Annotated in this window: 14 protein-coding genes; 5 read left to right on the top strand and 9 right to left on the bottom strand. The window is 61.1% G+C overall.

Translation table 11 applies throughout. The annotated features are described in order from the left end of the window. Positions 1-192 precede the first annotated feature (192 nt). Both msrA and AS026_RS17165 read right to left on the bottom strand, forming a co-directional pair. The gene (msrA, locus tag AS026_RS17170) at positions 193-933 is read right to left on the bottom strand and encodes a peptide-methionine (S)-S-oxide reductase MsrA (RefSeq protein ID WP_062370704.1); all 741 of its coding nucleotides are present in this window, start codon (positions 931-933) and stop codon (positions 193-195) included. A gap of 12 nt (positions 934-945) precedes the next feature. Continuing rightward, entirely contained in the window at positions 946-2,712 is a 1,767-nt protein-coding gene (locus AS026_RS17165; RefSeq protein ID WP_025660046.1) for a cytochrome c biogenesis protein DipZ, read from the bottom strand. Positions 2,713-3,048: 336 nt separating this feature from the next. On the opposite strand from AS026_RS17165, the gene AS026_RS17160 reads away from it, so the two are divergent. The 3 genes from AS026_RS17160 to AS026_RS17150 all read left to right on the top strand — a co-directional run bounded on the left by AS026_RS17160 (position 3,049) and on the right by AS026_RS17150 (position 5,155). Continuing rightward, positions 3,049-3,981, top strand: coding sequence for a LysR family transcriptional regulator (locus AS026_RS17160; RefSeq protein WP_062370702.1), 933 nt, complete (start codon positions 3,049-3,051; stop codon positions 3,979-3,981). Between the two features lie 140 nt (positions 3,982-4,121). Further along, positions 4,122-4,835, top strand: coding sequence for an SDR family NAD(P)-dependent oxidoreductase (locus tag AS026_RS17155; protein WP_062370700.1), 714 nt, complete (start codon positions 4,122-4,124; stop codon positions 4,833-4,835). A gap of 80 nt (positions 4,836-4,915) precedes the next feature. Further along, positions 4,916-5,155, top strand: coding sequence for a tautomerase family protein (locus AS026_RS17150; protein ID WP_018117200.1), 240 nt, complete (start codon positions 4,916-4,918; stop codon positions 5,153-5,155). A gap of 100 nt (positions 5,156-5,255) precedes the next feature. Here the strand turns inward: AS026_RS17150 and fabI are convergent, their stop codons facing one another. The 7 genes from fabI to AS026_RS17115 all read right to left on the bottom strand — a co-directional run bounded on the left by fabI (position 5,256) and on the right by AS026_RS17115 (position 12,384). Beyond that, complete coding sequence (gene fabI / locus AS026_RS17145; RefSeq protein ID WP_062370698.1) at positions 5,256-6,038, bottom strand: enoyl-ACP reductase FabI; 783 nt, start codon at positions 6,036-6,038, stop codon at positions 5,256-5,258. 38 nt (positions 6,039-6,076) lie between these two features. Further along, positions 6,077-7,249 (bottom strand): acetate/propionate family kinase, encoded by a 1,173-nt coding sequence (locus AS026_RS17140; protein ID WP_062370696.1) that lies wholly within the window; start codon positions 7,247-7,249, stop codon positions 6,077-6,079. 4 nt (positions 7,250-7,253) lie between these two features. Further along, the gene (locus AS026_RS17135; RefSeq protein ID WP_025660050.1) at positions 7,254-8,222 is read right to left on the bottom strand and encodes a phosphate acetyltransferase; all 969 of its coding nucleotides are present in this window, start codon (positions 8,220-8,222) and stop codon (positions 7,254-7,256) included. Positions 8,223-8,253: 31 nt separating this feature from the next. Beyond that, positions 8,254-10,503 (bottom strand): DUF3141 domain-containing protein, encoded by a 2,250-nt coding sequence (locus AS026_RS17130; protein ID WP_062370694.1) that lies wholly within the window; start codon positions 10,501-10,503, stop codon positions 8,254-8,256. 380 nt (positions 10,504-10,883) lie between these two features. Then, on the bottom strand, positions 10,884-11,216 hold the full coding sequence (locus tag AS026_RS17125; protein WP_018117196.1) for a hypothetical protein: 333 nt from the start codon (positions 11,214-11,216) through the stop codon (positions 10,884-10,886). A gap of 182 nt (positions 11,217-11,398) precedes the next feature. Continuing rightward, positions 11,399-11,881 (bottom strand): peptide-methionine (R)-S-oxide reductase MsrB, encoded by a 483-nt coding sequence (gene msrB / locus AS026_RS17120; protein ID WP_025660052.1) that lies wholly within the window; start codon positions 11,879-11,881, stop codon positions 11,399-11,401. 107 nt (positions 11,882-11,988) lie between these two features. After that, positions 11,989-12,384, bottom strand: a complete 396-nt coding sequence (locus tag AS026_RS17115) for an organic hydroperoxide resistance protein (protein ID WP_018117194.1) — start codon at positions 12,382-12,384, stop codon at positions 11,989-11,991. A gap of 153 nt (positions 12,385-12,537) precedes the next feature. On the opposite strand from AS026_RS17115, the gene AS026_RS17110 reads away from it, so the two are divergent. Both AS026_RS17110 and AS026_RS17105 read left to right on the top strand, forming a co-directional pair. Beyond that, positions 12,538-13,044 carry a MarR family winged helix-turn-helix transcriptional regulator gene (locus AS026_RS17110; RefSeq protein ID WP_025660053.1) on the top strand — a complete coding sequence of 169 codons (507 nt, stop codon included), beginning with the start codon at positions 12,538-12,540 and terminating at the stop codon, positions 13,042-13,044. A gap of 201 nt (positions 13,045-13,245) precedes the next feature. Beyond that, positions 13,246-13,719: a VOC family protein gene (locus AS026_RS17105; RefSeq protein WP_018857296.1), complete on the top strand. Its 474-nt coding sequence runs from the start codon at positions 13,246-13,248 to the stop codon at positions 13,717-13,719. Positions 13,720-13,733 lie beyond the last annotated feature (14 nt).

Below are 13,733 nucleotides of genomic sequence, written 5' to 3'. Positions count from 1 at the left end.
CTGTTCGGGCCAGCGGCCGAAAAACTCAGATTGCTCGCCAGCGGGTTGAATTCAGCGTGACGGCAGCGCGTATCGTGAATGTGTTCGAATGTGCTGAGAACTGTACCTCTGTGTAAGGCTCGGGATCGGGCGGAACCCGATCCGATCTGTATTGACCATTCCTGGCCACGCGCCGCGTCGCCGCGGCTAGCGTCAGCGTGCCTGGTCCGCGACGAGCACTGGTCGCTCGCGATACTGCTCCGGGAAAAGCCGCTTCAGAGCTTCGATCTTCGGCTGCTCGTAGATGTAGACATAGGGCTGGCTGGGATTGTTGTAGACGTAGTCCTGATGATAGGCCTCGGCGCGATAGAACGTTTTCCCAACTTCGATCGACGTCGCAATCGGGCGACCGAACGCGCCTTCCTTGCCGAGTTGCGCGATGTAGTCGGAGGCGACCTTGGCCTGCTCGTCGTTCAGCGGAAAGATCGCCGACCTATATTGCTTGCCGACGTCAGGGCCTTGCTGATCCACCTGTGTCGGATCGTGAACCACAGAGAAGAAGATCTGCAGCAACTGGCCGTAGGTGACTTGCTTCGGATTGTAGACGATCTCCACGGCTTCAGCATGACCGGTCTGCCCTGTCTCGGTCATCTCGTAGGTCGCGGTCGAGGCACTTCCGCCGGCATACCCCGCCGTGGCACTCACGACGCCGGCAACGTGCTGAAACGCACCTTGGACGCCCCAGAAGCAACCGCCGGCAAGCACCAGCGATTGCTTTCCGGGCGTCGCTGCCACGTCATGCAAAGCCGGAGGAACGTGCTTGGCTTCCTCGGGCTGCGATCCGCCATTCAAACTCAGCGCCACGCCGCCGCCACCGATCACCGCCAGCGCCACAAGGCCGAGGCGTGCAATGGCGCGGAATGAGGCAGAAGGGTCTTTCCGTCGATTTTTCATTGTTCTGTCCTTTCATCCGAAGGTAAAGACGAATGCCTCGACACCAGGATCGAGGAAGCGGATCTCGAACGTCCGTTCCCGAACCTCTCCCGATTGTCGCACCAGTTGATAGAGCCGGGTTTCCGAAACGGTACCGTTTCCCTCAGCGTCGATATCCGAACCGTGGTCCGCGCCGGGCGCCACGCCATCCACCTTCACCTGAAAGCGGATCTTCTTGCCGTCAGCGCCTGGCCCAAGCACGAGGTGCAAATCCCGTGCGCTGAACCGATAGGTGATGCCGCCGCCGGCCTGATCCAGCGAGGCCTGCTCACCGCCCACGGTCCACTTGCCTGTCAGACCCCATTCGTTGAGATCGGGCTTTCCCACTGTATAGTCGCGTGCAACGTCTGCTCCGACGCCTTCCGGTGAAATGAAGTTGGCGGCGCGGAGGTAGCCGATATAGGATTCGCCGGATTGCAGCTGCGCGAGGTCGGGCGCCGCCTCGGCGCCCTTGGCATCGAGCGTGACGGTAGCTGCGTCGACCTTCTTGCTTCCACCGGCTTCCGCCAGCAAGTCCTGGATCACCCGTTCGGACTGTTCGTAGTCTCCCTCGCCGAACTGGGTGTGCCGGATCTGGCCCTTGGCATCGATGAAGTAGTGGGCGGGCCAGTAGTTGTTGCCGAATGACCGCCAGATCTTGAAGTCGTTGTCGATCGCAACGGGATAGCCAATCTGGAACTTGTCGATCGCCTGACGGACGTTATCAACACGCTTCTCGAAGGCAAATTCGGGCGAATGGACTCCGATCACGACGAGGCCCTGATCCCGGTACTTCTCTGCCCAGGCCCGAACGTAGGGGATCGTCCGGATGCAGTTGATGCAGGAGTACGTCCAGAAATCGACCAGAACGACCTTGCCGCGCAATTCTTCAGCCGTAAGCGGCTTCGAATTCAACCATTCCACGGCACCGTCAAGCGACACGAAGCGGCCGAGCACAGGCAGGTCGCTTTGGTATCCCTTGCGCGCATCGTTCGCGGCGAACTGCATCGCACTGCCCGACGGCTTTCCGGCCGTATCGCTTGCGTTATGCAGCCTGTCGAGCAACGACTGCTCGATGCGGGTACTGCTCGCATAGGAAAGGCGCGACAACAGGCCGGTATCGAGCCCGAGCGCAATTGCCGTGACACCGGCCAGCACGGCGATGCCAAGCGCCTGCCGCAGACGTTCCCCAATGCCGAGCGATCGCTTCATCGCGGCAAAGACCTTCTCCCCGGCAAGGACAGCCATTGCGAGCGAGGTAGCAGCACCCGCAGCGTAGGCCGTCAGCAGGAGCGTCGTCTGAACGTTTGCCCCTTGCAGTGCGGCGCCAGTCAGGACGAGCCCGAGGATCGGACCGGCGCAGGGCGCCCAGAGAAGGCCGGTCGCGACGCCGAGAAGGAAGGACGTGCCCACGCTCCCCTTCTTGCCGCTCGCCTGCTGTGACAGGCGGCTGCCCAGGGCCACCGCCGGCCGCGTTACCACCGCGGCGATACGCGGCGAAAGCAGTGTCACGCCAAAGCCGGCGATCAGGGCGACGGCAGCGTATCGACCGATTTCGTTGGCATGCACAGCCCAGCTTCCGCCGACCGCAGCAAGCGTTGCCACGCCGGCGAAGGTCACGATCATACCGAGTAACATCGGCAGGATGCTTCGTGTAAACGGCTGACCTGCCCGCGACAGGACGAATGGCAGGACCGGGAGAATGCAAGGGCTGACGATGGTCAGCGCCCCTGCGAGATAAGCAATCAGGAATAGGATCATGTCGTCATCCCCTGCAGTTGACCGATGCTCACACACTGGTCGTTGATGGTGCCTGCATAGGACCGGTCCGAAGTATCCCGGATGTGTCGCATTCCCCCCGAATTGTATCAGAATGCAAGCGACCTCAGCAGCCGCCGATCAACGGCGAAAGCCGCCCAACTTGGCCCGCGCCAATTGCCAAATGGCGGTAGTCACTTCCCGCTGCCAATCTCCTTGCGCCACTTGGATTGGTATACGTGCCAGAAGCCTGTTGCTCCCGGCCCATACGTATTTACTTCCCACCGACTTCGGGTGAATACTCGCCGCCGAACAATCACTATTCCGCGAGGCGGCAGAATGGATCGCATCGACGCAATGAAGGTGTTTGTGACGGCAATTGACGAGGGCAGTCTCGCCGGAGCCGCCCGTAATCTCAAACGATCGCCAACGGCAGTCAGCCGCGCTCTGAGCTTCCTGGAGGCGCATGTCGGTGTCGAACTGCTCCACCGGACGACCCGGACGCTGAAGCTGAGCGAGGCAGGTCAACGGTATGCGGCGGCCTGTCGGCGTGTGCTGGTGGATCTCGAGGAAGCCGACATGCTTGCCGGCGGCGAGCGCGCGGCACCGCGCGGAACGCTGACAATTTCGGCGCCGCCGATCCTGGGAGAAGAGGTGTTGCGCCCCATAGTGGACGACTTCCTCGAACTTCACCCGACGGTCTCTGTCCGGTTTCTTATGCTGGATCGGTTGGTGAACCTCGTTGATGAGGGCGTCGACCTTACCGTGCGCATCGGTCACCTGCCGGACTCCTCGCATGTCTCCACCCGTCTCGGTGGCGACGTGCGACGCGTCGTCGTCGCCTCCCCTCGCTATCTGGCCAACCATCCTCGTATCGTCGAACCCGCCGACCTGGCGAAACATCAGATTGTCGCGTTCAGCAACTTCGGCCTGGATTCCTGGAGCTTCACGCCGGCGAAGGGCTCGTCCATTCCGCGCACGGTTCACTTCACACCGCGCTGCATCGTCAACAGCGTTCGTGCAGCAGCGGCATCCGCTGCTGCAGGCGGCGGCTTGACGAGGCTCTACTCCTACCATGTGGCATCTTATGTGCGCGATGAACGCCTGAAGATCGTGCTCGCCGACGCCGAACACCCGCCACTTCCGGTGCACCTGCTCGCGCCGCAGGGCCGGATGTCGGTGCCGAAGGTTCGCGCCTTTGTCGATTTCGCGACACCTCGCCTCCGTTCCGAATTCGCGAATATGGCAGCGGCAGCAGGCTCTCTCGCCTGATTATGCCGACAATCGGTTGATTGTTGTCCGAACAGCGACAATTCTCTCAGATGTCGAATGGATCTAAATCAATTGCACCAACGCCGAGGGCGGAGGGCGGCCTCAACTGAAACGGCCGCGGCAATTGAAAGGATCACATCATGAGCACGCAACAGAAGGTCGCCATCATCACGGGCGCATCGCAAGGCATCGGCGCAGAATTGGTGCGGGCCTACCGCGACCGGAACTATCGCGTCGTCGCCACCTCCCGGTCGATCAAGCCCAGCGTCGATGCGGACATTATTGACGTCGCAGGCGATATCGGCAAACCGGAGACCGCGGAGCGGATCGTGCGCGAAACGCTCGAGCGCTTCGGCCGCATCGACACACTGGTGAACAATGCAGGCGTTTTCCTGGCCAAGCCGTTCGTCGAAATGACCCAGGAAGACTACGACCATAACCTCGGTGTCAATGTGGCTGGTTTCTTCCACATCACCCAGCGCGCCGCCACGGAGATGCTGAAGCAAGGTTCGGGGCACATCGTCAACATTACCACCAGCCTCGTCGACCAGCCAATCGCTGGCGTGCCCTCGATGCTTGCTTCCCTGACCAAGGGCGGTCTGAACGCGGCCACCCGGTCGCTGGCGATGGAGTTCTCGAAGAGCGGCATTCGTGTAAACGCGGTTTCTCCAGGGATTATCAAGACGCCGATGCATGCGGTTGAAAAGCACTCGGCACTGGCCGGGCTGAATCCGGTCGGCCGCATGGGTGACATTCGCGATGTCGTCGACGCCGTTCTCTATCTGGAGACCGCGGGCTTCATCACCGGCGAGATTCTCCATGTCGACGGCGGCTCGAACGCGGGCCGCTGGTAGCCAGCACTATGGAGCGGCTGCGCTGCAACAGCGCGGCTGCCGTCAAAGACGCAACCAACCCTCTTTCATTGGAGACGGAAATGCCTATCGTCACTGTACAGGTTACCCGCGAAGGAACCACGCCTGATCGCAATTCGGTCACGGCCGAAGAGAAGGCCGCAATCATCGAGGGCGTCAGCCAGGTTCTGCTCGACGTCCTCAACAAGCCGCTTGAATCGACCTATGTGGTGATCGAAGAAGTCGATCTCGACAATTGGGGCTGGGGCGGTCTGCCGACCGTGCAATACCGCAAACAGCGCGCCGCGGCAGCCAAATCCTGACGCTCTCCGAAACCTCGACCGAACCCGTCGCTCGCACTCTGAGCGTCGGGTTCGGCTTGTTTTAGCGACGATACTTCCGATGGCGCCACCCCGTGTCGGATCAATCTATGATGTGATAGCCGCCATCGATGTAGATGGTATCGCCCGTCATCAATCGCGCCGCGTCATGCGCCAAGAAGGCAGTCGCCATGCCGACATCGTCAATCGATACGAGGCTGCGCGCCGGGGCCGTTTCCTGGGCCTTGTTCAGGAGTTCGTCGAACTCGGGAATGCCCGAGGCTGCCCGCGTTGCCAGCGGGCCCGGCGAGATCGCATGCACGCGGATGCCTTTGGGTCCGAGTTCCGCGGCAATGTACCGAACGGCGCTTTCCAGCGCCGCCTTGGCGACCCCCATGACGTTATAGTTCTTCACGACCATCTGGCTGCCGTAGTAGGTCATCGTGAACAGGCTGCCGCCGCGTTTCATCAGCGGTTCGGCAAGATGCGCCATGCCAATGAACGACCAGCAGGAAATGTCCATCGTCTTCAGGAACCCCTCCTGCGGCACATCGACGACGCGTCCCTGCAGCGTATCCTTCGGCGAAAAGGCGATCGAATGCACGAGAAAATCGAGTTCGCCCCATTGCTCCGCGACGCGGTCGAACACCGCCTCCAATTGTCCCGAGACCGCGACGTCGAGCGGCATGAAGATCGGCGCTTCCAGCGCCTCGGCCAGTGGCTCGACATGAGGCCTGGCCTTGTCGTTGAGATAGGTCACTGCAAGCTCCGCGCCAAAGGCGCGAAATGACCTGGCGCAACCCCAGGCAATCGACTGGTCATTGGCAATGCCGACCACCAGTCCGCGCTTTCCTTCGAGAAGCTTGGCCTTTACCTCGGGAATCATGTCAGCCCTCTCTTCAGCTCAATAGGTGTGGCAGGCGCCTATGCAGCGATAAGCGCGAACGTATGCCGTGCGATCATCAGTTCCTCGTCGGTCGGCACCACATAAAGAGCGACCTTGCTGTCGTCGCTCGAGACGAGCAACTCACTGGCCTCGTTTCGTGCTGGGTCGAGCGACGCTCCAAGCCAGCCAAGTTTTTTGGCAATCCGGGCGCGCATCACCGCTGAATTTTCACCGACACCCGCCGTAAACACGAAGGCGTCCAGCCCGCCGAGGGCCGCAACCAGCGCGCCGGCATTGAGGCCGATGCGATGCACGAAATGGTCGAGCGCGAGCCTCGCGCCGGCGTCGTCGCTGGCAAGCAGGTCGCGCACGTCGTTGCTAATGCCGGAAAGCCCCTTGAAGCCCGACTCCTTGTAGAGGAGATCCTGCAACTGCGGTGCCGTCATTCCATGCTGCTGGAGCAGGTAGAGAAGTACACCAGGATCGATCTGCCCGCATCGCGTGCCCATCGGCAACCCGTCGAGCGCCGTGAATCCGAGCGTGCTCTCGACGCTTAGCCCCTTATACAGCGCGCACATGGATGCGCCGCTCCCGAGATGCGCGACGATGACCCGTCCGCTGCCAACGTCAGGCGCGATCTCGGCCAGGCGTCCGGCCACATATTCGTAGGACAGCCCGTGAAAACCATAGCGCCGGATACCCTCGTCGAAATAGTGCGCCGGAATGGCATAGTGGTCCGTCATTGGGTCATGGCCGCGATGAAAGGCGGTGTCGAAGCAGGCGACCTGTGCAAGCTGCGGCTGGCGTTCCAGCAACACACGGATCGGCGCGAGGTTGTTGGGCTGGTGCAAGGGCGCCAGCGGCGTGTATTGCTCCAATTCGCGGAGCAACTCCTCATTGATGCGTGCTGGACGTGAATGGTTCGGACCGCCATGAACAACCCGGTGGCCGACAGCAACCAACCGGCCCTGCTGCCTCTGACGCAACCACTCCCCCACCAGCCGCATCGCCGCCGGCAGATCGGGAACGGCTTCGGGTGGATGATTTTCGTTCGCCAGCCGCTCGCCGCCGGCGCTCTTGACGGTCAGGTGCGGCGCGGTGCCGATCCCTTCCATCTGCCCCTTGATCAGCCGCTCCAACGAGTCCGCGACCGAAAATACCTCGAACTTCAGGCTGGACGAACCGGCATTCACGACGAGGATGGTGTCCATGGCCTCAACCACCCTGTATCGGTGCCGTGCGGCGGCGCGCATCGGCAAGCAAGACGCCGACGGCGCAAGAGGCAAGACGGGCCCGCACCGAATCTGCCCGCGATGTCAGGATGATCGGCACGCGCGCACCGAGCACGATGCCAGCTGCATCTGCCCTTGCCAGGAAGGTGAGGTTCTTCGCCAACATGTTGCCGGCTTCCAGATTGGGAACGACGAGGATTTCGGCGTGGCCGGCAACCGGAGAGTGGATACCCTTTATCCTAGCCGCTTCCGGGTCGATTGCATTGTCGAAGGCAAGCGGTCCGTCGAGAATACCGCCGGTAATCTGTCCGCGCTCGGCCATCTTGCAGAGCGCGGCGGCGTCGATTGTCGAAGGGATCTTCGACGTGACCGTCTCGACGGCCGAAAGGATCGCCACCCGCGGCGTGCCAAGGCCGATCTGCGTGAAAAGGTCGATGGCGTTCTGGATAATGTCCCGCTTGGCGTCGAGATCCGGCGCGATGTTGATGGCTGCGTCGGTGATGAAGAGCGTTTCCGCATGATGCGGGACGTCCATGACGAAGACATGGCTGATCCGCCGCGCTGTCCTCAGTCCTGTGGCTGATGAGGTCACGGCCCGCATGAGCTCGTCCGTGTGCAGGCTGCCCTTCATCAGCAGTTCAGCACCGCCTTCGCGGATGATTTCCACTGCCTTTGCCGCGGCCGCGTCGCTGTGCGGCGTGTCGATCAGTTCGAACGGCGAGATATCGAGGCCGTGCGATTTTGCGACCGCACGCACCTTTTCCGCCGGCCCGACAAGGATCGGATGCATCAGCCCGACCTCGGCTGCTTCGACAGCGCCGCGCAGCGACGTCTCATCGCAAGGATGGACGACGACCGTTCGCATCCGCGGAACCTGCTTTGCTTTAGCGATCAGCCGCTCGTATTTCTCATGACTCTCGGCTTCTTCCCTGGCGTTGTTCAGATCCGGCATCTGCGTCTGCTCCATGTTGAAAAGACCGGGTTCAAGCCCCGCGTCTGACAGCCTTGACCGGGGTGGGCTTCATCGGCGGCGTTACGGGCTCGGCGACGGTCTCGTTGCCAACGTCGAAGAGCCCGATGATCCTCTGCCACCGCTTCTCGGCTTCTTCCGAAAGCGGACCCCGCGCATTCAGAACCTGCCGAAGCGAATCCAATGCTTGGCGGCGAACGCCCTCCTCCGCCGGCAGCAGGCGGGGGATCGCGTTCACGGCGTCTTCTTCATCGATCAGCAGCATGAAGAACTGATCGCGGATTAACGCCTTGAATTCGCTGAGCGTCATTGCCGGCATTCCGTCCTCGGCGCGCCGCATCCGGCGGATGGCGGCAAAGCCACGCTCATCGGCTGCGCCACTCGCCATCGCGACGTAAAGCAGGCTGCGCGCCATGCCCTCCCGAAGCCCGCCGTTGCCGATTTGCGCCTTGAGTTCCTCGATCCTCGCCTTGAGCATCTGGACATGCATGCCGGTCTTGGCCGCGCGCCGATGTGGCGTTGCATCGGACGGATCGATACCGACAGCCGCCTGCAGCAGCGGAGACCCATAAACGGTGAGAAAGGTCGCCTCACTCAGCGCCTCCATCCCCTCGCGCCAGGCGTCCAGCCCCGCTACCATCTGGCGCGAGACGGCCTGCTCCATGGCCAGGAACGGATTGTCCGCAGGAACCGGACGACGTTCGTCCGCCACCTCGACAGCGAGATCTGCAATCGGCGCCATCCAGGGATTAACGTCGGAGAAGAGCTCATATTGCAGCCGCAGCGGGTGCGTTGCCCGCAATTGATCCGCCGCCCAGTCGGGCACCATGGCGCGGACGAAAGGCTGGAGGAACGTCTTGTAGAGCGACAGGTTGATGTCCGAGACCTTTGCGACGGTCGCAAAGCGGCGATCGTCCTCTGCGTCATTGCAACCGAGCTCACGGATATCGTCGAGCGTTCTTGCCTCGCATCGCATGATCCAATCGCCCTCGACCAGGTCTCCGCCGATGGTCTCGTCTGTCCTTGCTTCGAAGGTCGCTTCGTAGAGACCGGGCGGCAGCGCATCGATCAGGTCGATATTGCTGGAGAACTCGCCGTGCTCCTTGCGGGCAACGCTCGCGGACACGAAGATCCCGAGATGGCCGATCGTTTCATGTACCGTGTAGACGATCGTCTGCCCGTGCGAACGTATCTCGTTCACATCGTCGTAGAGGTCCAGCACCCAGCCGAGCGCCTGCGCGGGCGGCGTGATGTTGTCCCCTTTCGAGCAGAAGACGACGATCGGCGCGCGAATATTGCGTAGGTCGATCGCCTCGCCGTTCGATGTCTTTATGCGGCCCGCCGCCAGATTATTGCCGACGAAGAGCTCGTCCACGATGAATTGGATCTCTTCGGTATTCAGGCTGACGTGCCCGCCCCACCACTCTTCGAAGCCGAGATAGCGCGGCGCCTCGGTGTCGATCTTGGAGTAGAGGTTGTACTGCTTGGTCCAGAGCGTGTTGGCCGGGTTCTGGTTCTCGAAATTCTGCACCAGCCATACGCCGTCGAACTGCCCGTGTCCGAGGTCGCTGGTAAGCGCCGTCAGCCAGCTGCCGCCGAGCAACCCACCCGAGTAGCGCATCGGGTATTTGCCGCGTTCGCCGGCCCAATAGGACAGCGGCGCGCCGGCAATGATGACCGAGCCGAACAGTTCCGGGCGCATGGCGGCCAGCATCATGACGGCCCATCCGGCCTGGCAATTTCCAATCACACAGGGCTTGGCGTCCGCCTGAGGATGCAGGGAAATCACCTTTACAAGAAAAGCAGCCTCGGCCTGCGTGATGTCTTCGATCGTCTGCCCCGGCACTGGCTGTGGGAGGAAGCCGATGAAATAGCAAGGATGCCCAGCCTTGAGCGCGACACCGATCTCGCTGTCCGCCTTGAAGCCGCCGATGCCGGGCCCGTGTCCGGCTCTCGGATCGACGACAACGAACGGCCGGCGCGTGTCGTCAACCTCGATCCCCTTGGGCGGGACGATCCGAACCAGCGCGTAGTTGACGGGTCTCGGGAGGGAACGTCCATCAAGGACGATCTCCGGCGTGAAGCTCAGTACATGCGGCGCCGTCGCTTCGGCGTGAGCCCGATATTGGTTGCCGCGCTTTCGCATGACATCCCAGAACAGCACACTGCGCTGCGTGGCATCCATGGCATAGTCGAAAAAGAAGCTCGCAGGACCGAAGTGAGTGGCGAAATCAGCTGTCGGAAGATACGAAGGGTACCGCATGCCAAATCTCCTCGTTCACCCTCTCGGCGAGAGGTCAAAGACTTATGCTCGGAGTGTATTCGCGATCTGCGTCTGCTCTGTGAATAGTTAACCGCACCGTCATTCATGCGCTTTGTTCGCACATGCAGCATAAGTCCATTCGGTCCACGGCACCAACGTATTTTACGGTATCATACGGAATTCGACGCAGGTCGGGCGAGACCGCGATGGTGCGACGTGCAAAACGACCGCAGGGCGTCAGGAAGATTATTTGCTGCCCCAACGTCAGGTCACAAGCATTTTATAGGTTGGCAGCATGGCTACAGCGTCACCCAGCCTGAGGAACCGTCGCGCTCAATTACCTCTTGGGACCGGCGTCCGGTCAACGGTCGTGGTTAACCTCAGCGCCTGGGTTGGCTCGGTTGCAGATCCTGAAAGCCGATCTCAGGACATCCTCGAATGTTGGCAAAGGTGATATCGCGGCGCTCACCCCACTCGGTCAGCCCTCTCAGCGTCACGACGTTCTCGTCGCGATAGACCAGGTCAGTCCGACGGATACCTGCTCGTCGTGCCCTGTTTTGCGCTTGGCTGACGTTGCAGGTGCCTTCCGATGGCGACACTTGCCAGGTGCTTGTCCCTCTACCGTCGGATTGCCAGCCGCCTGACTGAGCTGAGGCCACCGATGGCGCTAAAGCGACGAGGATCATCAAGGTCTTGTGGAAGGCGGCTTTCATGATCCCTGCCCCGGTTGCACTGCGCTTGAGCACTCCGGGCCAAGATAGACGGACCTGCGCATAGCGCAATCACCAATGGGCGGACCCGCGCTCCATTTGCTCGCAAATGGAGGTGAAGTCGTGCGCCAGCGTTAATAACCGCCTAACGCTGGCGCCGATCGTCTGAGTTATCGAACCCGCAACTACCGCGCAAGCTCGCCCTCGGGACGACCGCGTCCAAGCTTGTCAGGGAGCGGCTGCCCTTTCGGCGTGAACTCGAGCGACCCTGAATTTATGCAGAAGCGCTCGCCTGTCGGAGGCGGGCCGTCGAGAAAGACGTGCCCCTGATGCGCGCCGCAGCGTGCGCAAACGATCTCTGTTCTGACCATGCCGTAGCTGGTATCGCGAATGCGCCTCAGGTGATCCTTGGCGGCAGGCGCAGTGAAGCTCGGCCAGCCTGTCCCGCTTTCGAACTTGGAAACGGCCTTGAACAGGGGAAGACCGCAGAGGCGGCAAGTATAGAGCCCCTCGCGTCGCTCGTGGAGGAAGACGCCACAAAACGGCGCCTCCTCGCCATGCTCCAAGAGCAGATGACGGTCGTCCTCACTGAGATCCGCCACAAGCTGCTGCATCTGTTCTTGTGTGGGAGGGGTGAGATCGAACTGCAATTCGATGACATCACGCATTCCTGTTTCTCCTTGGGTGCTCCGGCGGATTGCCGGAACGTCACATGAGTTTACCTCAGCAGGGCCGGCGCCGATGTAGCGCTGCGCCGGGCGCGTTCTTCATCCGTTCAGATGAGATTGAGCGCCACGTCGATATTGCCGCGCGTTGCCTTGGAGTACGGGCAGATCTCGTGCGCTGCGTGGATCAGTTCCTCTGCGACATCTCGGTCGATGCCCTGCAGGCTGACGTTGAGCCGCGCGCGCAGAAAATAGGAACCGCCGTCGGCGTTCAGATCGATTTCCGTGTCGATCTCGGGCTCGACGGGCAGCTTGATCTTTCTCTGGGCTGCAGCGAGCTCGATGGCGCCAATGAAACAGGCAGACCATGCGGCGCCAAAAAGGCGTTCGGCAGCCGGGTGCGGCTGCGACAGGCGAAGATCCAGCTCGCCATCGCTGCTGCGTGTGAAACCGTCGCGACCACCCTTGTTGTGGGTCTTGCCGGTAAAGAGGAGCTTCTCAGTCATGGTAAAATCCTTTCGGGTTAGCTTTTCATTCGCCTCCGCTTTAATCGGATGCGATCTAAATATGCTGTTCGAAAGGTGTCGTCAATACCATTGCGATTTAATCGGATGCGATTTATATAGAGAGAAGCGAAAAGCAACCGAGTAGGATCTCCCATGTCCGCATCCAAAACCGCCAAAACCCTGGAGACAGAGGCGCCCGTTTCCGGCGAGGCCGACAGCAAGAACAACAAGCTTTCGAACTTCCTATGCTTCGCGGTCTATTCCGCAAACCTGGCCTTCGGCCGCGCGTACAAGCCGATCCTGGACAAGCTGAACCTGACCTACACTCAATACATCGCGCTGGTTGCCCTCTCCGATAAAGACGACCAGACGGTCGGAACACTGGGCGAAAAGCTATTCCTGGAATCGAACACGCTGACCCCCATGCTCAAGAAACTTGAATCTCTGGGCTATATCCGCCGCAAACGCGATCCCGCTGATGAGCGGCAGGTACGATTGAGCCTGACGGCGGCTGGACGCGACCTTGTCGCTGCGGATCCCGGCGCGCCACTGGTCGATGCGACCGGCCTCGGAGAGGACTTCCCAGTCGTGCAGAAATCCGTGGTACGCCTGCGCAACAACCTCCTGAAGGCAACGCAGGACGGATCGGCAAAGGATTGATCTCTACTGCGCCTTTGAGCGTCGATGTATTCGGCGCTCAACCGCGCAGATGCAGATGCCACCAAGGAGAACTTCCATCCCGGCGATTGGCATGGCGCTTGGCAACTGCGCGCGTGAAATCGCCTGTATAGGGTGGAGAAAGACGGGTTGCCCCTTATCTGAGGAAGGAGATCCGAAACGGAGACCGAAAGGACCCGCGCAATGGCAAAGAACACGATCTGCCTGTGGTACGACAAAGATGGTGAGGCTGCGGCCCGGTTTTACGCCGAAACTTTTCCCGATAGCGCAGTGGACGCCGTCATTCGCGCACCTGGAGACTATCCAGACGGCAAGCAGGGAGATGTATTGGTTGTCGAATTCACGGTTGCGGGCATTCCGTGCATCGCCTTGAATGGCGGTCCAGTATTCAAGCAGACCGAAGCCTTCTCATTTCAGATCGCAACGGAGGATCAGGCGGAGACCGACCGCTATTGGAACGCCATTGTCGGCAATGGCGGTCAAGAGAGCGAGTGTGGCTGGTGCAAGGACAAGTGGGGTGTGTCCTGGCAGATCATACCGCGCATCCTGACCGACGCGCTTGCGGCAGGCGGTGATCAGGCAAAGCGTGCTTTTGATGCGATGATGACCATGAAGAAGATTGACGTTGCGGTGATCGAAGCCGCCCGGCGTGGTTGAGGTGCCAGCGCGGC

The sequence above is a fragment of the Rhizobium altiplani genome, from assembly GCF_001542405.1.
Lineage (GTDB): Bacteria > Pseudomonadota > Alphaproteobacteria > Rhizobiales > Rhizobiaceae > Rhizobium > Rhizobium altiplani.
The sequence above is the reverse complement of the archived record's forward strand: the minus strand, read 5'-3'. Positions and strand labels throughout refer to the sequence as shown.

Coding starts and splice junctions, on each gene's coding strand:
- msrA (WP_062370704.1), bottom strand. CDS start 933: ATGAAAAATCGACGGAAAGACCCTTCTGCCTCATTCCGCGCCATTGCA.
- AS026_RS17165 (WP_025660046.1), bottom strand. CDS start 2,712: ATGATCCTATTCCTGATTGCTTATCTCGCAGGGGCGCTGACCATCGTC.
- AS026_RS17160 (WP_062370702.1), top strand. CDS start 3,049: ATGGATCGCATCGACGCAATGAAGGTGTTTGTGACGGCAATTGACGAG.
- AS026_RS17155 (WP_062370700.1), top strand. CDS start 4,122: ATGAGCACGCAACAGAAGGTCGCCATCATCACGGGCGCATCGCAAGGC.
- AS026_RS17150 (WP_018117200.1), top strand. CDS start 4,916: ATGCCTATCGTCACTGTACAGGTTACCCGCGAAGGAACCACGCCTGAT.
- fabI (WP_062370698.1), bottom strand. CDS start 6,038: ATGATTCCCGAGGTAAAGGCCAAGCTTCTCGAAGGAAAGCGCGGACTG.
- AS026_RS17140 (WP_062370696.1), bottom strand. CDS start 7,249: ATGGACACCATCCTCGTCGTGAATGCCGGTTCGTCCAGCCTGAAGTTC.
- AS026_RS17135 (WP_025660050.1), bottom strand. CDS start 8,222: ATGCCGGATCTGAACAACGCCAGGGAAGAAGCCGAGAGTCATGAGAAA.
- AS026_RS17130 (WP_062370694.1), bottom strand. CDS start 10,503: ATGCGGTACCCTTCGTATCTTCCGACAGCTGATTTCGCCACTCACTTC.
- AS026_RS17125 (WP_018117196.1), bottom strand. CDS start 11,216: ATGAAAGCCGCCTTCCACAAGACCTTGATGATCCTCGTCGCTTTAGCG.
- msrB (WP_025660052.1), bottom strand. CDS start 11,881: ATGCGTGATGTCATCGAATTGCAGTTCGATCTCACCCCTCCCACACAA.
- AS026_RS17115 (WP_018117194.1), bottom strand. CDS start 12,384: ATGACTGAGAAGCTCCTCTTTACCGGCAAGACCCACAACAAGGGTGGT.
- AS026_RS17110 (WP_025660053.1), top strand. CDS start 12,538: ATGTCCGCATCCAAAACCGCCAAAACCCTGGAGACAGAGGCGCCCGTT.
- AS026_RS17105 (WP_018857296.1), top strand. CDS start 13,246: ATGGCAAAGAACACGATCTGCCTGTGGTACGACAAAGATGGTGAGGCT.